This is a genomic window from Acinetobacter sp. YH12129, assembly GCF_013418685.1.
Lineage (GTDB): Bacteria > Pseudomonadota > Gammaproteobacteria > Pseudomonadales > Moraxellaceae > Acinetobacter > Acinetobacter amyesii.
This window is the reverse complement of record NZ_VPBP01000016.1, coordinates 26332-46675: the sequence shown is the minus strand read 5'-3', so window position 1 is coordinate 46675 and position 20344 is coordinate 26332. Positions and strand designations below refer to the sequence as shown.

Here is a 20344-nt window from a genome sequence, read left to right as displayed (position 1 = left end):
AATTTAAAAAAATAATATAAACCCCTTATTCTAACAGTTTTTAGCCGTTATGATGAAGCGCATTCACAAGTTAAAATTGCATTAGCATCAAGTTTTAAAAAAAGTATAAGATAAACACAATATCAATGGGATCCAATCTTTATGGCACTCGATCCAATCTGGAAACAACAGCTCACACTCGTCACTTATGGCAATGAATTTCTCAACCAAGGTTTGAGTTTTCAACGTTGGTTGAATCACCACATTTTTGATCAGCACAGTTTCCATTTTCGTGATTTGCTATCACAGCATTTATTGGCTCAACATTTCCAAATTTGGCTAGAAGGCTTAAAAAAACACGGGGTACAACGCTTAAGCTTACATAGCTCTAGCTTGCTAAATGATGAACAAAATCCGAATGCTAACGTTGAACTTCTTCCCTTTGCCCATTTTATTGTGAGCCACGAACAAAATAAAAAGCAGGCATGGATTTTTGGTAAAGAACTTGCCGAGTGGTATAACGCAGAAAATGACTATGAAGCACCTGTATCCCAACAACTACAAATACGTCGCGAAACTTTTTGGCGCTATGAGCTGAACCATAAACTCATTAAACGCATCGAAGCGGATATGCAGTTACCAAAATGGGATGATATTCATAACTTCACTGAAGCAGAATTATTTTTGCAAAAACCGGCGGAAGGTTTTATTGAGCCGGAGGTGTTAGGCACACCTTATTATGGTACGCAGCCTGATCTAAGCAGCGAATCGAATGAATCCGCAAAACTTGCACTCTTGCCAACGGATGCACAAGCGGATTTCGCACATGACAGCTTACATCGCCTAGAAGCATTAAACCGCCATATTCAGTCTAAAATTCAGCATCCCTATCACACAGATGGCAGCATCTATACACCTGAAGAACAGTTAAATTTGCGACATTTTGCTCAAAAAACTGAAGATTTAACGGCAAAATTTATTGTGAAAGTCGCCAATCACTATAAAACTGCACGCTTAACTCCTGTGGTCGAAAGCTCTCCTCTGGATGGTTTTAAAACTGAGCAAAGAAAATCAAATCCTCAGCATGCACACACGCCAAATCCAACCCATAAACCCGGTGCAGGTGGAGTGATTACCTTAATTATTATTACGGTAGTGATTTGCTTATTGGCTTATTACTTCGGACTTTAACTGTATAAATGTGATCAACACTAAAAAGCCCTTCTTATGGAAGGGCTTTTTTTATGAACATGCTTATGTATAAAAGACCTCAAAATTATGAGGTAATTAAATAATTAAATGGACGAATTTCTAATCGAACGCGATGCTGATCGGCATGTTGATTAATATAATGACTGACAGAGACCACTTCCCCCTCAAGCTCTGCATCTGCACCATACATGATTTTGACCGACTCACCTTTGCGGGGGATCATTTCAAGTTCTACTGTAATGCTACCTTGACCCATACCAACTATTTCAGCCAACATTTTATTTTCCTTTTGTTCTTTTCTATCCATACATTAGGCATGGCGCAAAGCGAGGTATAAAGATTATTTCTGTAACTTAACTGCACTTTTTATTGATAAAACATCAAAACTTAAACATCAAAAACATAAGAGTCCAATTGTTCTAAAAATGCATCAACTGCATTTGCAGACTTTAAACGAATCCATTGAATATGTTGATATTCAGGTGCATTCATCATCTGTAGATATTTTTCACGATTCGTTTTATGGGTTTTAATCATCCACCAGACAATGGAATCTCGACCAAACATCCGCCACAAACTTTCCTGATTATTTGAATCTGGCCAAAGATCTTGTTTGGACTTAGCCCGAGAAAATGCGCGCTTTACAGAGCGGTATAAATTGACTGGAAACGGAAGGTCTAACCATATCACCGTATCTATTTCAGACCATTTAACAGGAATCGCCCGAGTATAATTGCCATCAATAACATAACCATTTTTCGCTTTAGCAATTTCAGCTCCGATACGTGCAAAAAAGATTTCGTCAGGACACTCCTGCCAATCATCCAACCAAAATAGATTATCCAGTTCTATATAATTTAGTCCTAATTTGTCCGCCAAAGCTCTGGAAAAGGTTGATTTTCCAGTGGCCGATGTACCGACTACATTTATTCTTTTCATTGCCATGATGATCTACTTGAGTCTGGTGAATCTACTCCAAGATAACAGCATTGGATCTGTAGGTTAACTTTTATTCTTCATGATAATCCAAAAGATCTGCATCGATATTGATAAAGTCAGGTTCAATTGCAGTATAAAAACACACTTTTCACAGACTATATTGATCCAATAATTTTTCAGTTGGTATTTATCCATTCATTTATGGCCGTCCCCCCTATCTGCACGCCTTATAAAAAAAACAGATTCTAGCTGTCCCCAGATGAATGAATTAATTCTGCCCGCAATTATGATGAACATGCGCAATATAAATACCTTCCCGTTCTGAGCGAAAAGCACCGTGTGCATGTGCGGGCCTTCAACTGAGCATTAAACAAACCGGCCAGGCAACAAGATCGAAGCTAAACATTGAAATCACGACATAATACGCACAAACCGTGGCTCGGGGCGCAGCACCTACCTAGCCTATTCATTTTCAGATATAATTTAGCGCTAAGCATCGATCAAATATTCAAAATTTAAATATAGTAACCAAACACTTAAATATAAAATTTCAACATAATTATTATGAGACTTTATGAAAACAGAATTTGACATTTATGCTAAAAAACCGCTGATTTCATGGCCAACAATTTTAATGCTTATTTTACTAGGCATTGCGATGGTCTTTATTATACCTTTTTTCAAATGGTTTAGAGATCAAGCTCAACCGCTTAACGTCAGCATAGTGATTGAATACCTGCAATTCACCCTAAAAAATTTCCCGATTTACAAGCTGCAAGCCGATCATGCCCAGCTGATCCTGCTCTACATCGTATCTATAATTGTCATTGATTACTTAAAAACGCAGATTAAATTGGTCATTACGCCTGATAAAATTTATTACCGCTTGTGGAAAATACCTCTCAGCACATTCATTCAGCGGCAGGAGGTAGAATACTGTCAATTTGCCATTCTTGGTATAAAACGCCCAAAACGGATCTCATGGCTGCAGCGTCCTATTTATCAGACTGCCAACAAAGAAAATCCACAGCTTTTATTCTTCCCCCTTAAAAATGTTCAATCTCAACTGCACCTTGCATGCTTAAGTGAACATGAAAAAGGGCAGCTGATTCAAATACTCAAACAATATTATAATTTTCAGGATGAGATTGCGGCGCTGACGCTTTCTCAAGAAGATCTGCAAAATTTAATTCTGCAAACCAAGATCAGCCCGCGGATCGCCTACCTGATTATCGGCAGCGTTCCTATTGGTATTTTGGGCTTATATTTAAACGCGCAAGCGCAGTTCTTTTACATTTCCAATTATCCGGTTTTGCTGTGTTTGGCCATTATTTTTCTGCTGATTTTCATTCCAAGCGTATTGTGGATACAAAAAGATATTCCCAAAATGGCGTTTACAGGAAGCGTGCTGTCCAGTACATTTTTAACGCTGAGCCTGAGCTTTTTTCTAATGCCGGTATTGCATAGTTATTATGCTTTGCATTTTGGCACTCATAAAATGACCGATGCGCAATTACTCTCAATGGATGCAGATGGTCAGAAATGGTTGTTATTAGACAACCAGCAAACTTTTCATATTTTACCCAAAACACCTTTCTACAACACGCACTTTAAAATAAATGCAATTTATGAATTTCCCATTTATTATCATTGGCATAACTATCATTTTCAGCACCGAGACCTTGCTTATGTCCAGCTTAAAACAAAAACCGATTAATATTGGTTAAGCTTACATAAGAATTTAAAGCCCAAAAAAAGACCGCTAAAAGCGGTCCCTTTTTAAGTCATAAAGACTTATGCAGCTAATGCATCTTTAGCTTTAGAAGCTAAAGCAGCAAACGCAACTGCGTCATGCATAGCGATGTCAGCAAGTACGCGACGGTCGATAATCACTTGAGCTTTTTTCAAGCCAGCGATCATACGGCTGTACGACAAACCATTTTGACGAGCACCGGCATTGATACGCGCAATCCATAGAGCACGGAATTGACGTTTCTTTTGACGACGGTCACGGTAAGCATATTGACCTGCTTTGATTACTGCTTGGAACGCTACGCGATATACGCGTGAACGAGCGCCGTAGTAACCTTTAGCACGAGCAAGAATTTTTTTATGACGGCGATGAGCCTGTACACCACGTTTAACACGAGCCATTTATAATCTCCTTAGATGTATGGGCACATACGGCGAACTGAAGCAACGTCACTTACGTGAACCATTACACAGCCGCGTAATTGACGGATACGCTTAGCAGATTTTTTGGTCAAAATGTGTCGTTTGAACGCTTGGTGACGTTTAAAACCGTTTGCAGTTGGCTTGAAGCGTTTAGCTGCACCACGGCGAGTTTTCATCTTAGGCATAAGAACCTCTTTTGAACACCTGTTCGGCACGTCTGCACCATTGCAAAGACGCCCTGCAGGTAAGGGAGCGAGTATTCTAAAGCATCTTTGCTCAAAACAAAAGCGAATCTTTCTACCGAATATCGAACTTAATTAATTTTCTGATATAGATTTTCCGATGATTTTATAAGCGATGCCCAATAAGGCTTATATAATGTCGGCACGCCAACTATTAATGTCCATTATGAAACCTGCACAGGATGCTTTTGCAGCCCTACGTTATCGGGATTTCTCGATTGTTACGCTTAATCAATTTTGTCTGACCTTAGCCATTTTGATTCAAGAAATTATTGTTGCTTACTCACTGTATCAAATCACTAAAGACCCGCTAACACTGGGCTTAATTGGTTTAGCTGAAGCAATTCCTTTTATTGCTCTCTCTTTGTGGGGAGGATACTTTGCAGATCGTTTCAATAAACAGACCATTATGAAAATTTGTCTGTTTTTTTCTGTACCTATGCCACTAATTCTTTGGGGGTTATTTCACCAATATGGTCTCGGCCAAATTGATGTCACCCAACTGTCTTGGGGAATTTATGCGGTCATTTTTGGGCTTGGAACGATCCGTGGTTTCTATAATCCCTCGGCAACGTCGCTTAAACCTTTTTTAATCCCGCGGGAGCTCTATGCCAATGGTGCAACATGGACAACGATTGGTTGGTAAAGTGGGGTGATTATTGGGCCAATGCTTGGCGGTTTTATGTTGGCATTTTTAGGCCGTGAAACCAGCTTACTCAGTGTTGCGGCGCTACTAACGGTCTGCTTCGTTCTCATTAACCTACTCAATAAACGCAGTTTTCCTAAAATTGAATCTGACAATTTAAAAGATAGTTTAAGTGAAGGTTTTCGATTTATCTGGAAAACCAAAATTGTCCTTTGGGCGATTTCACTCGATTTAGTTTCTGTGCTTTTTGGTGGCGTGATTGCCCTCTTACCGATTTTTGCCGAAGATATTTTAAAAGTGGGGCCTGAAGGTTTAGGCTACTTACGGGCAGCACCGTCTATTGGCGCCCTGATCACTATGATTGCATTGACCAAATTCCCTCCAACTCATCATGCATGGCGTAATATGTTATTGGCTGTAGCGGGTTTTGGTGTATTTACCATTTTATTCGCATTTTCAAGCAATCTTTGGTTATCACTCTTTGCACTGGCAATGACTGGGGCATGTGACAGCGTGTCTGTGGTGGTTCGTCAGACCATTTTGCAACTTTATCCACCTGAAAATATGCGAGGTCGTGTTGCTGCGGTGAATGGCATGTTTGTTTCTAGCAGTAATGAACTTGGAGCTTTTGAATCGGGACTTGCAGCAAAATACATGGGCACGATCATGGCGACACTTTTTGGTGGTTGTATGACCATGGCTGTTGTTGCAATCAGCTGGGCAAAAACCCGTGACTTGTTTGGGATCGACATTACCCATCAGTCAAAAAAATAATGGCATATTTTCCATTTAAACCTTGCCAGTATTTCCAATACAGGAAATACTGCGCAGCAATATCGACGCATTCATCACTCACATTGTGATCTTAGAATAGACTTATGAAACAATATCTGTGCTTAACCCTTTTGGCCTGCGCTCCATTTTCTACAGCGTTTAGTGCTTCAACCAAAACCCATCAACTTCCGGCACAGAATATTGAAGTTGCTCCTGCGCATTTAACCACGCGTTTAAATTGGTCGGTTTTTCCAAAACCAGTATATGCCAATGAAGACCTCAAGCAACGTGACCGCGCGGCCATTATTCGTGTCACAGCGAATGCAAAAGGTACAATTACCGATGCAAGTGTTGAAGAAAGTACAGGTGTCGATCAACTCGACCGAATCTTAATTTCTGCTGTCAAAAAAGCTAAAGTCAAACCACATTTAGAAAATGGTGAAGCCAAAGCCATTATTGGCTATCAAGCGTTTAATTTGAGAGTTAAAGGCAATACACCTGAATGTGATTTCAACTTTGATTCAAAAGTTTGGAATGCACAAAGTGCAGATAAGAAAACGCCATTCCAATATGTATCTCAACCAAAATTAGATCTCACTAGTCATGAGTTGAAACAGCATGATCGTAAAGTCAAATTTAACTTTAAAGTGGATAAACACGGACAAGTAAAAAAGGTCAAGATCAAGCAAGGCTCTGGCATTTATGCACTCGATCAGAAAGTCGTTGAAGCACTAAGAAATAGTCAGATCTCGGTTAAACGTACTGCGAGCACCCTTTGGATCTATAAAAAGTCGAACTTTAAAGATGAAATTCAATTTAAAGTGAATGGCTGCTCATAATCTCAATTTTTAGCGGCATTAAAATAATGAATTGGCGTGCCGCGCACTGATGGAATGACTATGTTGAAACAATATACAGCAATAGGTCTAATGCTCTGTGCAAGCACAGTGATGTGCACGCAGTATGCTGCCGCTGAGACTGCGCCCGCCAGCGAAGTAAAAATATTGCAAGACAGACCTGTCAGCTGGATGCGCGCACCCAAAGTTAAATTTGAGCCAGGAGATCTGGAAGGACGCCCTAGATTTGTCAATGTCGCAATTGATGCAGACAACTCGGGCAACATTACCGCAGTCAAAATCATCACCAGTTCAGGCTTGCCAGATTTGGATGATATGGTCATTAACGCGGTAAAAAAGGCACGCTTCAGGCCTTATATAGAATCGGGCATCAGCTATCCCTTCCGAGCGACGCAGCCATTTGAATTTAATGCTGATGACTATTCATCGACACGTAAAACACCAAAAAGAAAGCCCATCAAAACCTGCTGGGCTGATTTTGAGCCCGAGGGCTTGCAGCTCCAACAGTCTGGCCAACATAGAACATTTCAATACAAAGACGTCCCCGCAATGAAGCTGCCGATGACGGAATCTGAAGCAAAACAATTCAGCATAGATTTTAGTTTTAGCGTAGATCGTAAGAACCAAATTTCCGATATTCGTTTAATACAAAGTCCAAGTGATCCAATTGCCCGCTTGCTATTAAAGAAATTTGAACTGGCAAAAATCGAAGCGCCACGTAAGTTTTATCAGATCTTTAAAATTCAATTTAAAGAGCGCATTCAGCTGAAAAATATTCAATGTAATTGAAAAAATAGCCCGTAGATAAACAGATAACGTCCAATTTTGGCGATACTGACCAGTGTGAAAAATCGCCAGAAGTTTTCTTTCATTAAACCCGCGATTAAAGTAATTGGGTCTCCAATAATCGGCAGCCAACTCAGTAGCAAAGACCAATAACCATATTTGTGATAAATACCCTGTGCCTGCTGCATTTTCAGCTCTGACACGGGAAACCATGTTTTATTTTTATAATGTTCTATTTTTAAACCGAGCCACCAATTTACACAGGAACCGAAGATATTTCCGATACTGGCCACCAAAATCAGCAGCCATGGATTATGTTGACCATAGGTCAGCAAGCCGAGCAATACGGCTTCGGACTGTAAAGGAAGTAAGGTCGCAGCCCCAAATGCCGCGAAGAATAAAACTAAAAATGACCACATCGAAACGAATGCTTAGAGACCTAATTTTTTCTTCGACTTCAAATATTCAAAATTTGACCAAAGCACTGCTGCAACAATTACAACGATTCTCGACCATTTATATTGTGAAGAAATCGGTTCAATCGCAGCCCGCATCAAGTTTTGATCTTTGGTATGTAAATCTGCAAGAATATTTTGAACATGCACAATTTCAGCGACAAATAGCACTAAGCAGCCTGCAATACCAAAAATAATACTCCAATAGATTCTTGGGTTATTTTCAACAATACGGGTAAAATTTAAGAAAAAGTCTTTCATCGCAAAATCGTCCAACTAAGCCGTCAACAACGCGTTCTTTTCGGCAGCGCCGCATTCTAACACAGCGTTAGAATTTTCTTCCGTCCTATCTAAAATCTTAAGGGGAGTCTTTCCGCACTTTACTTTTATACATGAGACTTCTAATCTGCCACGCAAATATTGAATAATTTTAACTCACTTTATGAAAAAAATTCTTTGCTTAAGTTTTATCGTGTTATTACAAATTTTGACCGCTTAATATGCACAAAGTCCTTCTGAAATTGCCAAACAACACTTGATTACACAAGATCAAATGATTTGGAAAAAGCGACCTATTTTTAACTTCAACAATGACGATCTGGGCAATCAAAATCGTGACCTCAGTTTCAAACTATATGTTTTAGCCACCGGCGAAGTTCAAAAAGCTGAATTAATCAAAAGCTCTGGACTTACACACATTGATAAGCGGGTTGAGCAGTCACTTTTACGTGCCAAGTTCAAACCTTATATCGAAAATGGTGTAGCCTCCCCCTTTGTTGCCGTACAGCCCTTCTCACTCAAGACCCTGAAAGAAAACCAAAGACCTTGGTGGAAAAAGCTTCTATTTATTTCGTAAAAAAAGAGCATGTTTCCATGCTCTTTTTTTAAACGTGTATTGCTAAGGCTTTTTGTACCGCTGGACGGGCCGTCAGTCGATCGATATAGTCTTTCACGTATGGATAATCTTCCAGCTGAATTTGCTGCCATTCATGACGCAGTGCCCAAGGCAGAATAGCCATATCTGCAATCGAATACTCTCCAGCCACAAATTTTTGACCAATCAACTGATGGTTCAAAACTTTATATAAGCGTTTAGACTCATTTACATAACGTTCAGTTGCATACGGAATACGTTCAGGTGCAAAACGACTAAAATGATGATTTTGTCCTAACATGGGCCCAAAACCACCCATTTGCCACATCAACCATTGTTCAACTTCAACGCGCTCAAACTCATCTTCTGGATAAAACAAACCTGTTTTACGTCCAAGATATTGCAGAATCGCACCAGACTCAAAAACTGAAATCGACTCTCCTCGTGGGCCATTCTGATCCACGATTGCAGGGATTTTATTGTTCGGAGAAATTCTCAAAAAGTCTGGCTGAAATTGATCATTTTCCAAGATATTAATCGGAAAAATTTGGTATTCCAAACCCATTTCTTCTAAAGCGATGGTAATTTTATGTCCATTGGGTGTACCCCAATAGTAGAGATCAATCATCTATATTCCTTTTTAATTTTCAGTAAGGCAGTCTCATTTTGCTTTATGTATAACATGTTTAATCCAGTGAAAGCTTGTCAGTTTTTCTGAAAAGTAACGTTAAAATGTGAATTATCACTTTGCTTTTAAAATCACTTAAGGTACAAAAATTCAAAAAATATAATTTTTTTATAAAAATCCCTTGAAAAAAATCAGCACAGACCGATATTGATACATGTACAAGGATCAAACGATCTTGTTAGTGAACAGTGGATGCCAAGCATCACTGAACATTTCTTATTGTTACAACTTTGCTTATTAAAGAGAGTTCTAATTATGAGTAGTTTAAATCTTAACCCACTTTTCCGTCGTAGCATTGGTTTTGATCGTTTCAACGATTTATTTGATTATGCCATGCAAAGCGACACACCAAATTACCCGCCATACAATATTGAAAAAACGGCTGAAAATAGCTATCGCATTGTGGTGGCAACCGCAGGTTTTACAGAAGATGAACTTTCGCTAAACTTAGAAAATCAAGTGCTAAGCATTTCAGGTAAACCAACTGAAGCGCAAGATACAACTGTGGAATTCCTGCATAAAGGCATTGCTCGTCGTACATTTAAACTGTCTTTACGCTTAGATGAACATATAGAAGTGCAACAAGCCCTATATGAAAATGGTTTATTGACAGTGGACTTACAGCGTATTATTCCTGAAGAAAAACTACCACGCCAAATTCCAATTGGCAAAAAGGCATTGATAGAAAGTCCTGTCCAAGAAAATAGCGCTGAGTAAACCCTCATAAAAAAAGACCCTTCGGGGTCTTTTTTTTGAAAAAATAGTTAAATTCGTAACATGATAAAAAAGAATTAAAATCATCCCATCTCAAAAATATAGTGTCTAGATTGCAAATTTTATGTTCTGATTTTTTATTCCAAACTAAATACTCCATATAGGTGTTTTTAATGAATCCTTGGTGGGTCTGGCTTACAAGCTGCTCATCTACTCTTTTTAAATTTTGGCGTATCTTGCAAAAAATAATCCTACTCTGTATTACTATCTATTTATATGAAATGTACTTTGTTCTGATTGCTTTTATGACATGGAATATACGACCTAATATTACCAAGATGAAAATCTATTGGAGGGTACTGAAAACCCCTATTTCACGGCCTGTTTTATGTAAATAGATCTCACATAGTTAGCTCAATAAAAAGCTTTGCTCACTTTATACCTACATTAAAACTAAATTAAAGCATTTCAAAACGTCTGAATCGAAACAACGATTGAATATCAATTAAAATATAATCAAATTTGTCTTTCTTAAAGAAACTTACTTAATACTCTCAGACATAAGTTCGCATTCATGAATTTTGCTCTATTTTCCAATCAATACGCAGCAAAAATTATTTGTGCCCTTGAACATCATTGAGATTAAAAACCAAAATATAGGCAAAAAAAAGCACTGCAAATGCAGTGCTTTTTTAATGGATACTTACTTTTTCTTTTTAGGACCAAGTAGCATACCCATTTGACGGCCTTCCATTTTTGGTGTTTGTTCAACAACACCATAGTCAACCACGTCAGCTTCAATTTTTTGCAATTGAGCCAAACCTAACTGTTGGTGTGCCATTTCACGACCACGGAAACGAAGCGTGATTTTTACCTTATTGCCTTCTTCAAGGAACTTGATAATGGCACGTAGTTTAACGTTGTAGTCACCAACATCAGTACCAGGGCGTAGCTTGATTTCTTTCACCTGTACTTGATGTTGTTTTTTCTTCGCTTCTTTTTGCTTTTGTTTTAGATCAAACAAATGCTTGTTGAAATCCATGATTTTGCAGACTGGTGGCTCAGCATTAGCAACAATCTCAACAAGGTCAAGATCTACTGCTTCTGCAGCACGCAAAGCGTCAGCAAGAGATACAATCCCTTTTTGCTCGCCATTTTCGTCTACTAGACGGACTTCTTTTGCACGAATTTCATCATTCAAGGCAGGACGGTTTGACTTTCCGCCCTGTTGATTACGGTCAGGCTGTTTAATCGCTTTTACTCCACAATGTACCGGCCGCGTTCGGCTACGGCTGCTTTTACTAAGTCAATGAATGCATCAATTGACATAGTACCCAAATTTTTTCCAGAGCGAGTACGGACGTTTACAGTACCTTCCTCAACTTCACGGTCTCCAAGAACCAATAAGTAAGGAATACGCTCTAAAGTACGTTCACGAATCTTAAAGCCGATTTTCTCATTTCTCAAGTCTGAAATCGCGCGGATACCGCTTTCTTTAAGTTTAGCGACGACTGACTCACATGCTTCAGCTTGTGAATCAGTAATGTTCATCACACATGCTTGAATTGGAGACAACCAAGGTGGCATGAAACCAGCATAGTGTTCAATAAGTATACCAATAAAACGCTCGAAACTGCCAAGTATTGCACGGTGCAACATTACAGGCTGATCACGGTCGTTATCTTCAGTCACATAAGATGCGTCAAGACGTTCTGGTAAGTTAAAGTCACATTGAATTGTACCGCACTGCCATACACGACCTAAGCAGTCTTTCAATGAGAATTCAATTTTCGGACCGTAGAATGCGCCTTCACCCGGTTGAAGTTCCCACTCTAGGCCTGCAGCATCTAAAGCATCTGCTAAAGATTTTTCCGCCATGTCCCAAAGTTTGTCATCACCCACACGTTTTTCTGGACGTGTAGACAACTTCATTTGTACTTCTTCAAAGCCGAAGTCTTTATATACATCTAATGTCAGTTTAATAAAGTCTGCAACTTCAGTACCGATTTGTTCTTTGGTACAGAAGATATGCGCATCATCTTGCGTAAAGCCACGTACACGCATAATGCCGTGTAATGAACCTGATGGTTCGTTACGGTGACATGAACCAAACTCAGCCAAACGAATTGGAAGATCACGGTAAGATTTCAAACCTTGGTTGAAGACTTGCACGTGACATGGGCAGTTCATTGGTTTTACTGCATAGTTACGGTTCTCTGAGTGAGTCGTAAACATGTTTTCAGCATAGTTTGCTGCGTGACCTGATTTTTCCCAAAGCGTGAAATCAACCACTTGCGGTGTACGGATTTCTTGGTAACCGTTGGCTTGTTGAACTTTACGCATGTATTGTTCAAGCACTTGGTAAATCGTCCAGCCGTTTGGATGCCAGAACACCATACCCGGCGCTTCTTCTTGCATATGGAACAAGTCTAACGCTTTACCAATTTTACGATGATCGCGTTTTTCAGCTTCTTCAATACGTTTGATGTAGGCAGCTAACTGTTTTTTGTCCGCCCAAGCTGTACCGTAAATACGTTGTAGCTGTTCGTTTTTCGCATCACCGCGCCAGTAAGCACCAGAGATTTTAGTCAACTTGAACGATTTTAAGAATTTGGTATTTGGAACGTGCGGACCACGGCACATATCCAAGTAGTCTTGATGGTAGTACAAGCCCATTTCAGTTTCTTCAGGCATGTCTTCGATCAGACGCAGTTTGTATTCTTCGCCACGTGCAGTGAACTCTTTAATCACTTCATCACGTGGAGTCATTTTTTTGATGACATCGTAGTCTTGGTCGATGAGCTTTTTCATGCGCTCTTCGATTGCTGCCATGTCGTCTAAAGTAAACGGACGTGGCATCCAGATGTCATAGTAGAAACCTTCTTCAATGACAGGACCAATGACCATCTTTGCTTCTGGGAACAATTGCTTAACGGCATGACCCACCAAGTGCGCACAAGAGTGACGAATGATGTGAATACCATCTTCATCTTTAGGCGTGATAATTTGTAGGCTTGCATCTTCTGTAATTAAATCACACGCATCAACTAAACGATCGTTTACACGACCCGCAACTGTATTTTTTGCTAGACCAGGACCGATGCTTTGAGCAACTTCCATCACAGACACGGCATGATCAAATTCTTTTTGATCGCCATTTGGCAAAGTGATAATTGGCATATAAAAATCCTTAAGGAGTGATGCCCCGTACAATGGAGCATGTCACCGCGAGATTATGATCGAGGGAGACCCCCCAAAAGATAAAAACGGTGGATAAATAAAATTCGACCTAAATTTTACACGCCCTGCCAACTTTAATAAACCTCTAATCCCATGGAAGTTGATTTTTCTACCGCCTTTTACAAGACTCCTGATAATTCAAGCAGATTTCAACTGAAATGCGCTTTATGCTGTCAACATAATAATCACGTTCTCATTTATAACTGATGTTACGCACGTAAAAAAAAATTGCGAAACAATTGAACCAAAGAACGTAAGGACGCTTTTTTATTCTCTGAATGTCTCTAAGGCGATCAATTGATCTGATTGATACAACCAAAGCTGTGCAAATTGAGGGATGATCATTTCACTTTGCGCAGGGCGTAAAAAAATATAATCATCTATGTCTATGCTACTTGTCTGCGGAATTTGCACAAGTTCCTGATTACTACTTCGACCATATAATGCATGGGGCTGACTGCCTTGAGGATAAACATAGTCCCCTCGCCAATAGCCTCCATAAATAAACACAGCCTGAGATTTTGCCCAACGACTGAGCCATTCTAACTGTGGTAATTCAGTCCGCGGCAACACTTTTAACACTGGTGTGGCGAGCCACAAGGCACTTTGGAAAGCTTGTAAATTTTTCAGTTCAAAATCTGCGGGTTTTAATAACATCGAGCCAAACGAGACTTCGTTACAGACGCTCTGCTGATAATGAAAACTAAAACTAGGACTACCACCACCATTCCAACAGGTGTGTTCATCACATAAAGTTGGATAGCGCTGTTGTACATAAGCTTTGAATTGTTGATAACTTTTCTGGGATTGTTGATAAGTCTGTTCAGCAGATTGAATCAGTCGTGGAATCTTCGCCACATGTGCGTCATAGCCCATCAATCCTGAAAATTTTAAATGTTGAGGATGTTGAACGATTACATCCAAAACAGCCTTTAGCTCATCGATCGTTTTCAGACCTCCACGGTGTAGCCCCACATCGATTTCAATATTGATGCGTAGACACAGTTGATGCTGCTCAGCAAATTTGAGGTATTGGGCTAAACGCTGTTCACTATCAATCAGCCATTGCACTTGCGATTGCGTGGCCTGCAAAACTGCCTTGTCTGCATGCTTCAAGGCCTGAATTGGCATCGGTTTTCCAAACAACACATCGGCTTGTGGCATCGACTCGAAAAGTGTTTTCAGATGTGCAAAATGAAATAGCATGAAACGCTGTGTCTTGAGCTGTGTAGCACAGTGTTGAAGCAATGCCATGCACGCCAAGGATTTCACTACCAAGCGCGGATGCAGACTATGTGGTATTTGCTGCTGAGTGATCACCAAGTTGTGATTTAATGCATCAACATCCACGATTAACTGGGGCATCCCCGTCCCGTTTTGCTTTAACAGCGTATTCAACTGTTGAAAATATGCATCCATGCCATCCCCTTTTTCATATCGTTCAATTGGTCTTCAGTGTTTAACCTTCCACGACGCTTATTCAATCAGTAATTGCTGTAGCTCTGGACTGAGCCACTTTTGCTGAGGATCTAATTCTTGTCGAATATTCAAAAAATCTTGCCACTTGGGGTACACATTTTGAAGCTGCCGCGCATTTAGGCTATGCAATTTCCCCCAATGCGGACGCCCGCCATATTTTAAAAAAATCGGCTCCACGAGCTTAAAGATGACTTGATAATCTTGCTTATAGAACTGATGCACCGAAATTGAGGCCGAATCTTGCTGATAAAACGGACTGAGCCAAATATCATCCCCACGTACAAGTCGATATTCTAGCGGGAAAAACATCGGAACCTTATGTCGTCGAAGGGTATGCAAAATTTCTTCTAAACAATTCATCCCGTGTTGCAGCGGAATCTGGTATTCCATCTCATTAAATTTGGTACTTCGAGCAGAAGGAAAAATTCGACTTGACCAGTCTACGCTCATCGAAGGTTTGACAAAAACACCTAATAATTTTTGTAGCCATGGATTCAGTGGTGGAAAAATTCGCGTCAATTCTGCACAAAGTTTGAGTAATACGTCGTCATCTAACCACTGTTCTTTTCGAGGTTGAAGGTTATCTTCCGTCTCATCTAAGGTTTTTAAAATGACCTGATCAGCATGACTAAATGCCCAGAACTCAATATGTCGATGTTTATATTGCCATTGCTGCATATTCTGCATGACATCTTTCAGCGGACATAATCGCGTCTGTTCTTTAAGTTTATACATCGGCCGATTTTGCAGCTGTACATGCGTCAGCACGCCTAAACTCCCGAGTGAAACACGCCCTGCTTGGAAAATTTCGCTGTTCTGTTCAGCACTACATTGTAGTAATTCACCCTGCGCGGTTAATAATTCAAACCTCGTAACCAATGCCGATAAACACGGTAATTCGAGTCCGGTACCATGCGTCCCTGTTGCAATAGCTCCAGCCAAACTTTGACGATCAATATCACCTTGATTAATCAGTGCCTGATCAAAAGACGCGAGCTTCTCACCCAAATCAAATAATCGTGTGCCAGCTTGGACGGTACTTTGGCAGCGTTCAGCATCGATATCTAGAATGCCTTTGAGATGATCTAAACGTACTAAGGTATCTGTGGTTTTTGCCAAAGGGCTAAATGAGTGCCCTGCGCCAACCAAGCGAATCTTAGGATGGTATTGCACCACATCCATTAATTGCTCAAGATTTTGCGGTTGTATAAATGACTTCGGGATCGACTTCTGAGCACCTGACCAATTTTCCCATGCAATGTCGTGTTGAATTGTCATATTCATCCTTATCGCCATACTTTTTATTGTATTCAGCCGTATTGTTTTATTTTTGATTTCCGCTTTTGCAATGTTAATGCACAAGCCATCTTGATTTTTTACTTAGATTATACGAAGTTCAGCATCTTCTCAAATTTAAGTTTATTGTTATAAAACAGCAAATAAGCCACGATCAATTAAAGAAAAAATCATTCGTTTATACCCCCACACAGACTATTCAAAGTGCTCTACATTATTCGTTAAGCATCATTCAAACCTGATCAATAAAAAAGATCACACACGGAAATATCTGCCAAATCAGTATAAAAAACCAACAACATCTGTATATTTTTCAACTAAATTATTTATGCTAAAAAATCAATTTTGAGAACCATAGGGTTCATTTTCTTCACCTTACTGTTTTTATTTTATTCAATTTCAATCACTTAAAAATTTAGTATAAATACTCGACTAAAGCATAAATGCAGAGAAGCTAAGGACTGAATTATTGTTAAGTCAGATTTAAAACAAATATACATGGACTTGGAGTACCACGATGGTTAGCGCATACGATGAATTGCCACGGACCCCGGCAAATTTTGTGGCACTTTCGCCTCTACGTTATTTAGAGCGTGCAGCCTATATTTATCCTGATCAGAATGCCATTATCCACGGCAATCGTCATATTTCATGGCGCCAAACGTATAACCGCTGTCGTCAATTTGCACATCAGTTGCAACAATTAGGCATTGGCAAAAACGACACTGTGTCTGTGTTATTACCGAACGTTCCAGCTATGGTTGAAGCACACTTTGCCGTACCAATGGCCGGTGCTGTACTGAATACGCTAAATACACGTCTTGATGCGAAAACCATTGCCTTCATGCTGGAACATGCTGAAACCAAAGTCCTGCTGGTTGACCCTGAATTCACTCAAGTAGCCACAGAAGCTTTAGCTTTAATCGATCAAGACATTTATGTCATTGATGTGGCAGATGCTGAATTTGAAGGTACAGCACAACCGATTGGACAAATCGAATTTGAAGACTGGTTGGCGCAAGGTGATGCCAACTTTGAATGGCACTTACCTCAAGATGAATGGGATGCCATTAGTTTAAGCTATACCTCGGGTACCACAGGGAATCCAAAAGGCGTGGTGTATCATCACCGCGGCGCATATATCAATGCAGCGAGTAACATCATTGCTTGCGGCATGACGCCACGTGCAACGTATCTGTGGACGCTTCCTCTATTCCACTGTAATGGCTGGTGCTTTGCATGGACGATGGCAGCCAATGGCGGAACCAATATTTGTCTACGTAAAATCGACCCTGAACTGATTTTCAAACTGATCGCAGAGCACAAAGTAGATTATTTCTGCGGTGCGCCAATCGTACTTTCAATGATGATCAATACGCCTGAAGAGAAAAAAGCGCAATTTGACCATCGCGTTGAAGTGATGGTTGCTGGTGCAGCGCCACCTGCTGCGATTATTGAAGGGATGCGTAATATTGGTATCAATGTCACACATGTTTACGGTTTGACTGAAACCTATGGTCCATCAGCACTTTGCGCATCGCAAGCTGGTTGGTCTGATCTTTCCATTCAAGAACAAGCACAGTTGCATTCTCGCCAAGGTGTGCCATACCCGCTTCAAGATGGCATGAAAGTCATTGATCCTGAAACCATGTTACCTGTTCCGCATGATGGCCAGACCATGGGTGAAATCATGTTCCGTGGCAACATCGTAATGAAAGGCTATTTGAAAAACCCAGAAGCAACGGCTGAAGCCTTTGCCGGTGGCTGGTTCCATACCGGCGACTTAGCAGTCTGCCAACCTGACGGTTATGCCAAAATTACTGATCGCTCTAAAGATGTGATCATTTCAGGGGGTGAAAACATTTCATCGCTCGAAGTAGAAGAAATTCTATATCAACACCCTGCTGTACTGACCGCTGCAGTGGTTGCAAAACCTGACCCTCGTTGGCAAGAAGTGCCTTGTGCCTTCATTGAATTGAAAACAGGCAAAGAGGCAACACCTGAAGAACTGATCGAATTCTGTAAACAACATCTTGCACGTTTCAAAGTGCCAAAAGATGTGGTGATTACCGAAATTCCAAAAACCTCGACAGGTAAACTTCAGAAGTTCGTTCTCCGTGAATGGGCTAAAGAGCGCGCTGTTGGTGAATTTGGTTAATATTAAAACTCAAAAGCCAAGCTTGAATTTTTCAACACTCAAACAAAAAAAAGCGACCTGATCAGGTCGGTTTTTTGATGTGAAGTCTATAACTTCACATTTGCATCAATGATCAGATCATGTTGAAATCTCTGATCATTGAGCTATCTAAGCACTTGGCTATCTAATCATGCATTAGTTATCAGACAATAAAGCCACTTGTTGAATGTAGTTAAACAATTTCAATTTCGACGCAGTCAGTTCTTCTTCACTTACATTTTTTGCCATATCACGTTGAATACGCAAAATATGCTGACGAATAGGATGATGTTCAGCAGCATTATGCGCTTTCATGAACTCTTTAATGACTGGATCACCTTGGGCAATCATACGTTCAGTCCAGCGTTGAAGCTGCGCTGTTTTTTTCGCACCTTGCTGCGGAGTCAAATAAGATAAAATCATGGTTTCATCTTCATTACGCAGCAATTTACCTACACGTTGAAACTGACGACGTCGTGCTTCATGTGAAGTAATGGTTTGTGCATCAAGTAGTGCTTCGATCAGACGCTCTTCAACAGGAAGATTTTTAATCTGTTTAGGATTCAGTTTTGCAAGTTCCTCGCCCAAAGCAGCCATACGTTGTACAGCTTTCTTTTGCTCAGTTTTACTTGCACGTCCTTCTAAGGATTCAAAGTCTTCTTCGGTATAGCGGTTCGGTCGACGTGCCACGTTTAATCTGCCTCGTAAAATTTTGCTGCAAACAGTGCTTGAATTTCAGATAAAGCTTTTTCTTCATCTGCACCTTCAATCACTAAGCGTAAAGTTGTGCCCTTGCCTGCGCCAAGCATCAGCAAAGACATAATATTTTTGGCATCTACTAATTTTCCACCCTTACCAATTTGAATCGACGAGCGAAATTTGGTCGTGACTTCGATTAGCTTGCCAGATGCACGCGCATGTAAACCCAGTTTATTAATTACGTCAACAGTTGTGTCGATCATGACCAGTGCTTCATTTCTCTATGTAGAACCTGAATAGACCATTTTGCCTCAAGTGCTTTTTTTAGTCTATCTACGATATATACCGAACGGTGTTGCCCACCTGTACAACCGATCGACACCGTCATGTAATGACGATGTCCTTCGGCAAATGCCGGCAGCCATTTATCCAAGAAATGATAAATATCTTGGAACATTTCATTGGTTTGTTCACTTTGTTGTAAAAACTGACGAACTGGCTCATCTAATCCTGAATACTTGCGTAATTCCATATCCCAGTGCGGATTGGGCAAATGACGGACGTCAAAAACATAATCTGCATCGAGTGGAATACCATGCTTATAGCCAAAAGACTGTAAGATCAAAATTAAATTATCTGCCTGTCCAAGTTTAGACAGCAAGGTATGTTTTAAATCATGTACACTCTTATCTGTAGTATCAATATGTACTGTCGAACGTAATTGAATCGGCAACAGTAAAGATTTTTCTTCCTGTATGCACTCATTTAAACTTTTGAAACGACTTGCCAACGGATGGGGACGTCGAGATGAACTGAATCGCGCAATCAATTCCTGATCACGCGTGGTCAAATAAATAATATCGACTGAGCCATGGCGTTGTAGCTGTTGAAAAACCAAATCGAACTCTTGTAAATCTGCACGTGTACTGCGGACATCCACACCCAGTGCCAGTTGTTCAAGATTATTTTCTGAATCGAGTTTTTCAACAATTTCGGGGAGTAAGGCCAATGGCAAATTATCGATACAGTAATAACCCAAATCCTCAAGTATCTGTAATGCAGATGACTTTCCAGATCCAGATTGTCCTGTAACAATTAAAATGCGCTTCATCG

The 20344-nt window shown here is 40.2% G+C and carries 21 protein-coding genes and 1 pseudogene; 8 read left to right on the top strand and 14 right to left on the bottom strand.

The genetic code is table 11. The features are described 5' to 3' along the window. Positions 1-141 precede the first annotated feature (141 nt). The gene (locus FTU65_RS09735; RefSeq protein WP_180011784.1) at positions 142-1170 is read left to right on the top strand and encodes a hypothetical protein; all 1029 of its coding nucleotides are present in this window, start codon (positions 142-144) and stop codon (positions 1168-1170) included. Positions 1171-1255: 85 nt separating this feature from the next. Here FTU65_RS09735 and FTU65_RS09730 read toward each other — a convergent pair whose 3' ends face one another. Both FTU65_RS09730 and FTU65_RS09725 read right to left on the bottom strand, forming a co-directional pair. Next, positions 1256-1468, bottom strand: a complete 213-nt coding sequence (locus FTU65_RS09730) for a hypothetical protein (RefSeq protein ID WP_180011782.1) — start codon at positions 1466-1468, stop codon at positions 1256-1258. Positions 1469-1578: 110 nt separating this feature from the next. Then, the gene (locus FTU65_RS09725; protein ID WP_180011781.1) at positions 1579-2130 is read right to left on the bottom strand and encodes an adenylate kinase; all 552 of its coding nucleotides are present in this window, start codon (positions 2128-2130) and stop codon (positions 1579-1581) included. 574 nt (positions 2131-2704) lie between these two features. Here FTU65_RS09725 and FTU65_RS09720 point away from each other — a divergent pair. Continuing rightward, complete coding sequence (locus FTU65_RS09720) at positions 2705-3847, top strand: hypothetical protein (RefSeq protein WP_180011779.1); 1143 nt, start codon at positions 2705-2707, stop codon at positions 3845-3847. A gap of 77 nt (positions 3848-3924) precedes the next feature. On the opposite strand, the gene rplT is transcribed toward FTU65_RS09720, so the two are convergent. Beyond that, positions 3925-4284 (bottom strand): 50S ribosomal protein L20, encoded by a 360-nt coding sequence (rplT, locus tag FTU65_RS09715; protein ID WP_004647525.1) that lies wholly within the window; start codon positions 4282-4284, stop codon positions 3925-3927. An 11-nt stretch (positions 4285-4295) separates the two neighbouring features. After that, on the bottom strand, positions 4296-4490 hold the full coding sequence (rpmI, locus tag FTU65_RS09710; protein WP_065994397.1) for a 50S ribosomal protein L35: 195 nt from the start codon (positions 4488-4490) through the stop codon (positions 4296-4298). Between the two features lie 223 nt (positions 4491-4713). On the opposite strand from rpmI, the pseudogene FTU65_RS09705 reads away from it, so the two are divergent. The 3 genes and pseudogenes from FTU65_RS09705 to FTU65_RS09695 all read left to right on the top strand — a co-directional run bounded on the left by FTU65_RS09705 (position 4714) and on the right by FTU65_RS09695 (position 7613). Beyond that, positions 4714-5967 (top strand): annotated as a pseudogene (locus FTU65_RS09705) (MFS transporter). A 104-nt stretch (positions 5968-6071) separates the two neighbouring features. Further along, positions 6072-6806, top strand: a complete 735-nt coding sequence (locus FTU65_RS09700; protein WP_180062967.1) for an energy transducer TonB — start codon at positions 6072-6074, stop codon at positions 6804-6806. Between the two features lie 60 nt (positions 6807-6866). Next, the gene (locus FTU65_RS09695) at positions 6867-7613 is read left to right on the top strand and encodes an energy transducer TonB (protein WP_180020973.1); all 747 of its coding nucleotides are present in this window, start codon (positions 6867-6869) and stop codon (positions 7611-7613) included. On the opposite strand, the gene FTU65_RS09690 is transcribed toward FTU65_RS09695, so the two are convergent. Further along, positions 7601-8029 (bottom strand): YqaA family protein, encoded by a 429-nt coding sequence (locus FTU65_RS09690; RefSeq protein ID WP_180062965.1) that lies wholly within the window; start codon positions 8027-8029, stop codon positions 7601-7603. The genes FTU65_RS09695 and FTU65_RS09690 overlap by 13 nt on opposite strands. A 12-nt stretch (positions 8030-8041) precedes the next feature. Then, complete coding sequence (locus FTU65_RS09685) at positions 8042-8326, bottom strand: hypothetical protein (protein ID WP_078192639.1); 285 nt, start codon at positions 8324-8326, stop codon at positions 8042-8044. 274 nt (positions 8327-8600) lie between these two features. Between FTU65_RS09685 and FTU65_RS09680 the strand changes: the two genes are divergently transcribed. Continuing rightward, on the top strand, positions 8601-8921 hold the full coding sequence (locus tag FTU65_RS09680) for an energy transducer TonB (RefSeq protein ID WP_168378473.1): 321 nt from the start codon (positions 8601-8603) through the stop codon (positions 8919-8921). 28 nt (positions 8922-8949) lie between these two features. Here FTU65_RS09680 and FTU65_RS09675 read toward each other — a convergent pair whose 3' ends face one another. After that, positions 8950-9567, bottom strand: a complete 618-nt coding sequence (locus FTU65_RS09675; RefSeq protein WP_168378472.1) for a glutathione S-transferase N-terminal domain-containing protein — start codon at positions 9565-9567, stop codon at positions 8950-8952. Between the two features lie 315 nt (positions 9568-9882). Here FTU65_RS09675 and FTU65_RS09670 point away from each other — a divergent pair, with 315 nt between their 5' ends. Then, positions 9883-10344 (top strand): Hsp20 family protein, encoded by a 462-nt coding sequence (locus FTU65_RS09670; RefSeq protein ID WP_168378471.1) that lies wholly within the window; start codon positions 9883-9885, stop codon positions 10342-10344. A 700-nt stretch (positions 10345-11044) separates the two neighbouring features. Here the strand turns inward: FTU65_RS09670 and infC are convergent. From infC to FTU65_RS09650, 4 genes are all read right to left on the bottom strand, one after another. Further along, positions 11045-11593 (bottom strand): translation initiation factor IF-3, encoded by a 549-nt coding sequence (gene infC / locus FTU65_RS09665; protein ID WP_078192643.1) that lies wholly within the window; start codon positions 11591-11593, stop codon positions 11045-11047. Between the two features lie 5 nt (positions 11594-11598). After that, positions 11599-13521 carry a threonine--tRNA ligase gene (gene thrS, locus FTU65_RS09660; RefSeq protein WP_180066740.1) on the bottom strand — a complete coding sequence of 641 codons (1923 nt, stop codon included), beginning with the start codon at positions 13519-13521 and terminating at the stop codon, positions 11599-11601. 327 nt (positions 13522-13848) lie between these two features. Then, positions 13849-15000, bottom strand: coding sequence for an alanine racemase (locus FTU65_RS09655; RefSeq protein WP_180040912.1), 1152 nt, complete (start codon positions 14998-15000; stop codon positions 13849-13851). A gap of 57 nt (positions 15001-15057) precedes the next feature. Next, positions 15058-16338 (bottom strand): D-arabinono-1,4-lactone oxidase, encoded by a 1281-nt coding sequence (locus tag FTU65_RS09650; protein WP_180066743.1) that lies wholly within the window; start codon positions 16336-16338, stop codon positions 15058-15060. A 535-nt stretch (positions 16339-16873) separates the two neighbouring features. Here FTU65_RS09650 and FTU65_RS09645 point away from each other — a divergent pair. Beyond that, on the top strand, positions 16874-18514 hold the full coding sequence (locus FTU65_RS09645) for an acyl-CoA synthetase (protein ID WP_180066739.1): 1641 nt from the start codon (positions 16874-16876) through the stop codon (positions 18512-18514). Positions 18515-18688: 174 nt separating this feature from the next. Here the strand turns inward: FTU65_RS09645 and yjgA are convergent, their stop codons facing one another. Genes yjgA through rapZ form a run of 3 tightly spaced genes read right to left on the bottom strand, consistent with a single transcriptional unit; the run spans position 18689 to position 20342 of the window. Then, entirely contained in the window at positions 18689-19222 is a 534-nt protein-coding gene (gene yjgA / locus FTU65_RS09640; RefSeq protein WP_180065878.1) for a ribosome biogenesis factor YjgA, read from the bottom strand. A 2-nt stretch (positions 19223-19224) separates the two neighbouring features. Beyond that, the gene (locus FTU65_RS09635; RefSeq protein ID WP_067763492.1) at positions 19225-19494 is read right to left on the bottom strand and encodes an HPr family phosphocarrier protein; all 270 of its coding nucleotides are present in this window, start codon (positions 19492-19494) and stop codon (positions 19225-19227) included. Further along, complete coding sequence (gene rapZ, locus FTU65_RS09630) at positions 19491-20342, bottom strand: RNase adapter RapZ (RefSeq protein WP_180011688.1); 852 nt, start codon at positions 20340-20342, stop codon at positions 19491-19493. Before rapZ ends, FTU65_RS09635 begins: the two co-directional genes overlap by 4 nt. Between the last annotated feature and the right edge of the window lie 2 nt (positions 20343-20344).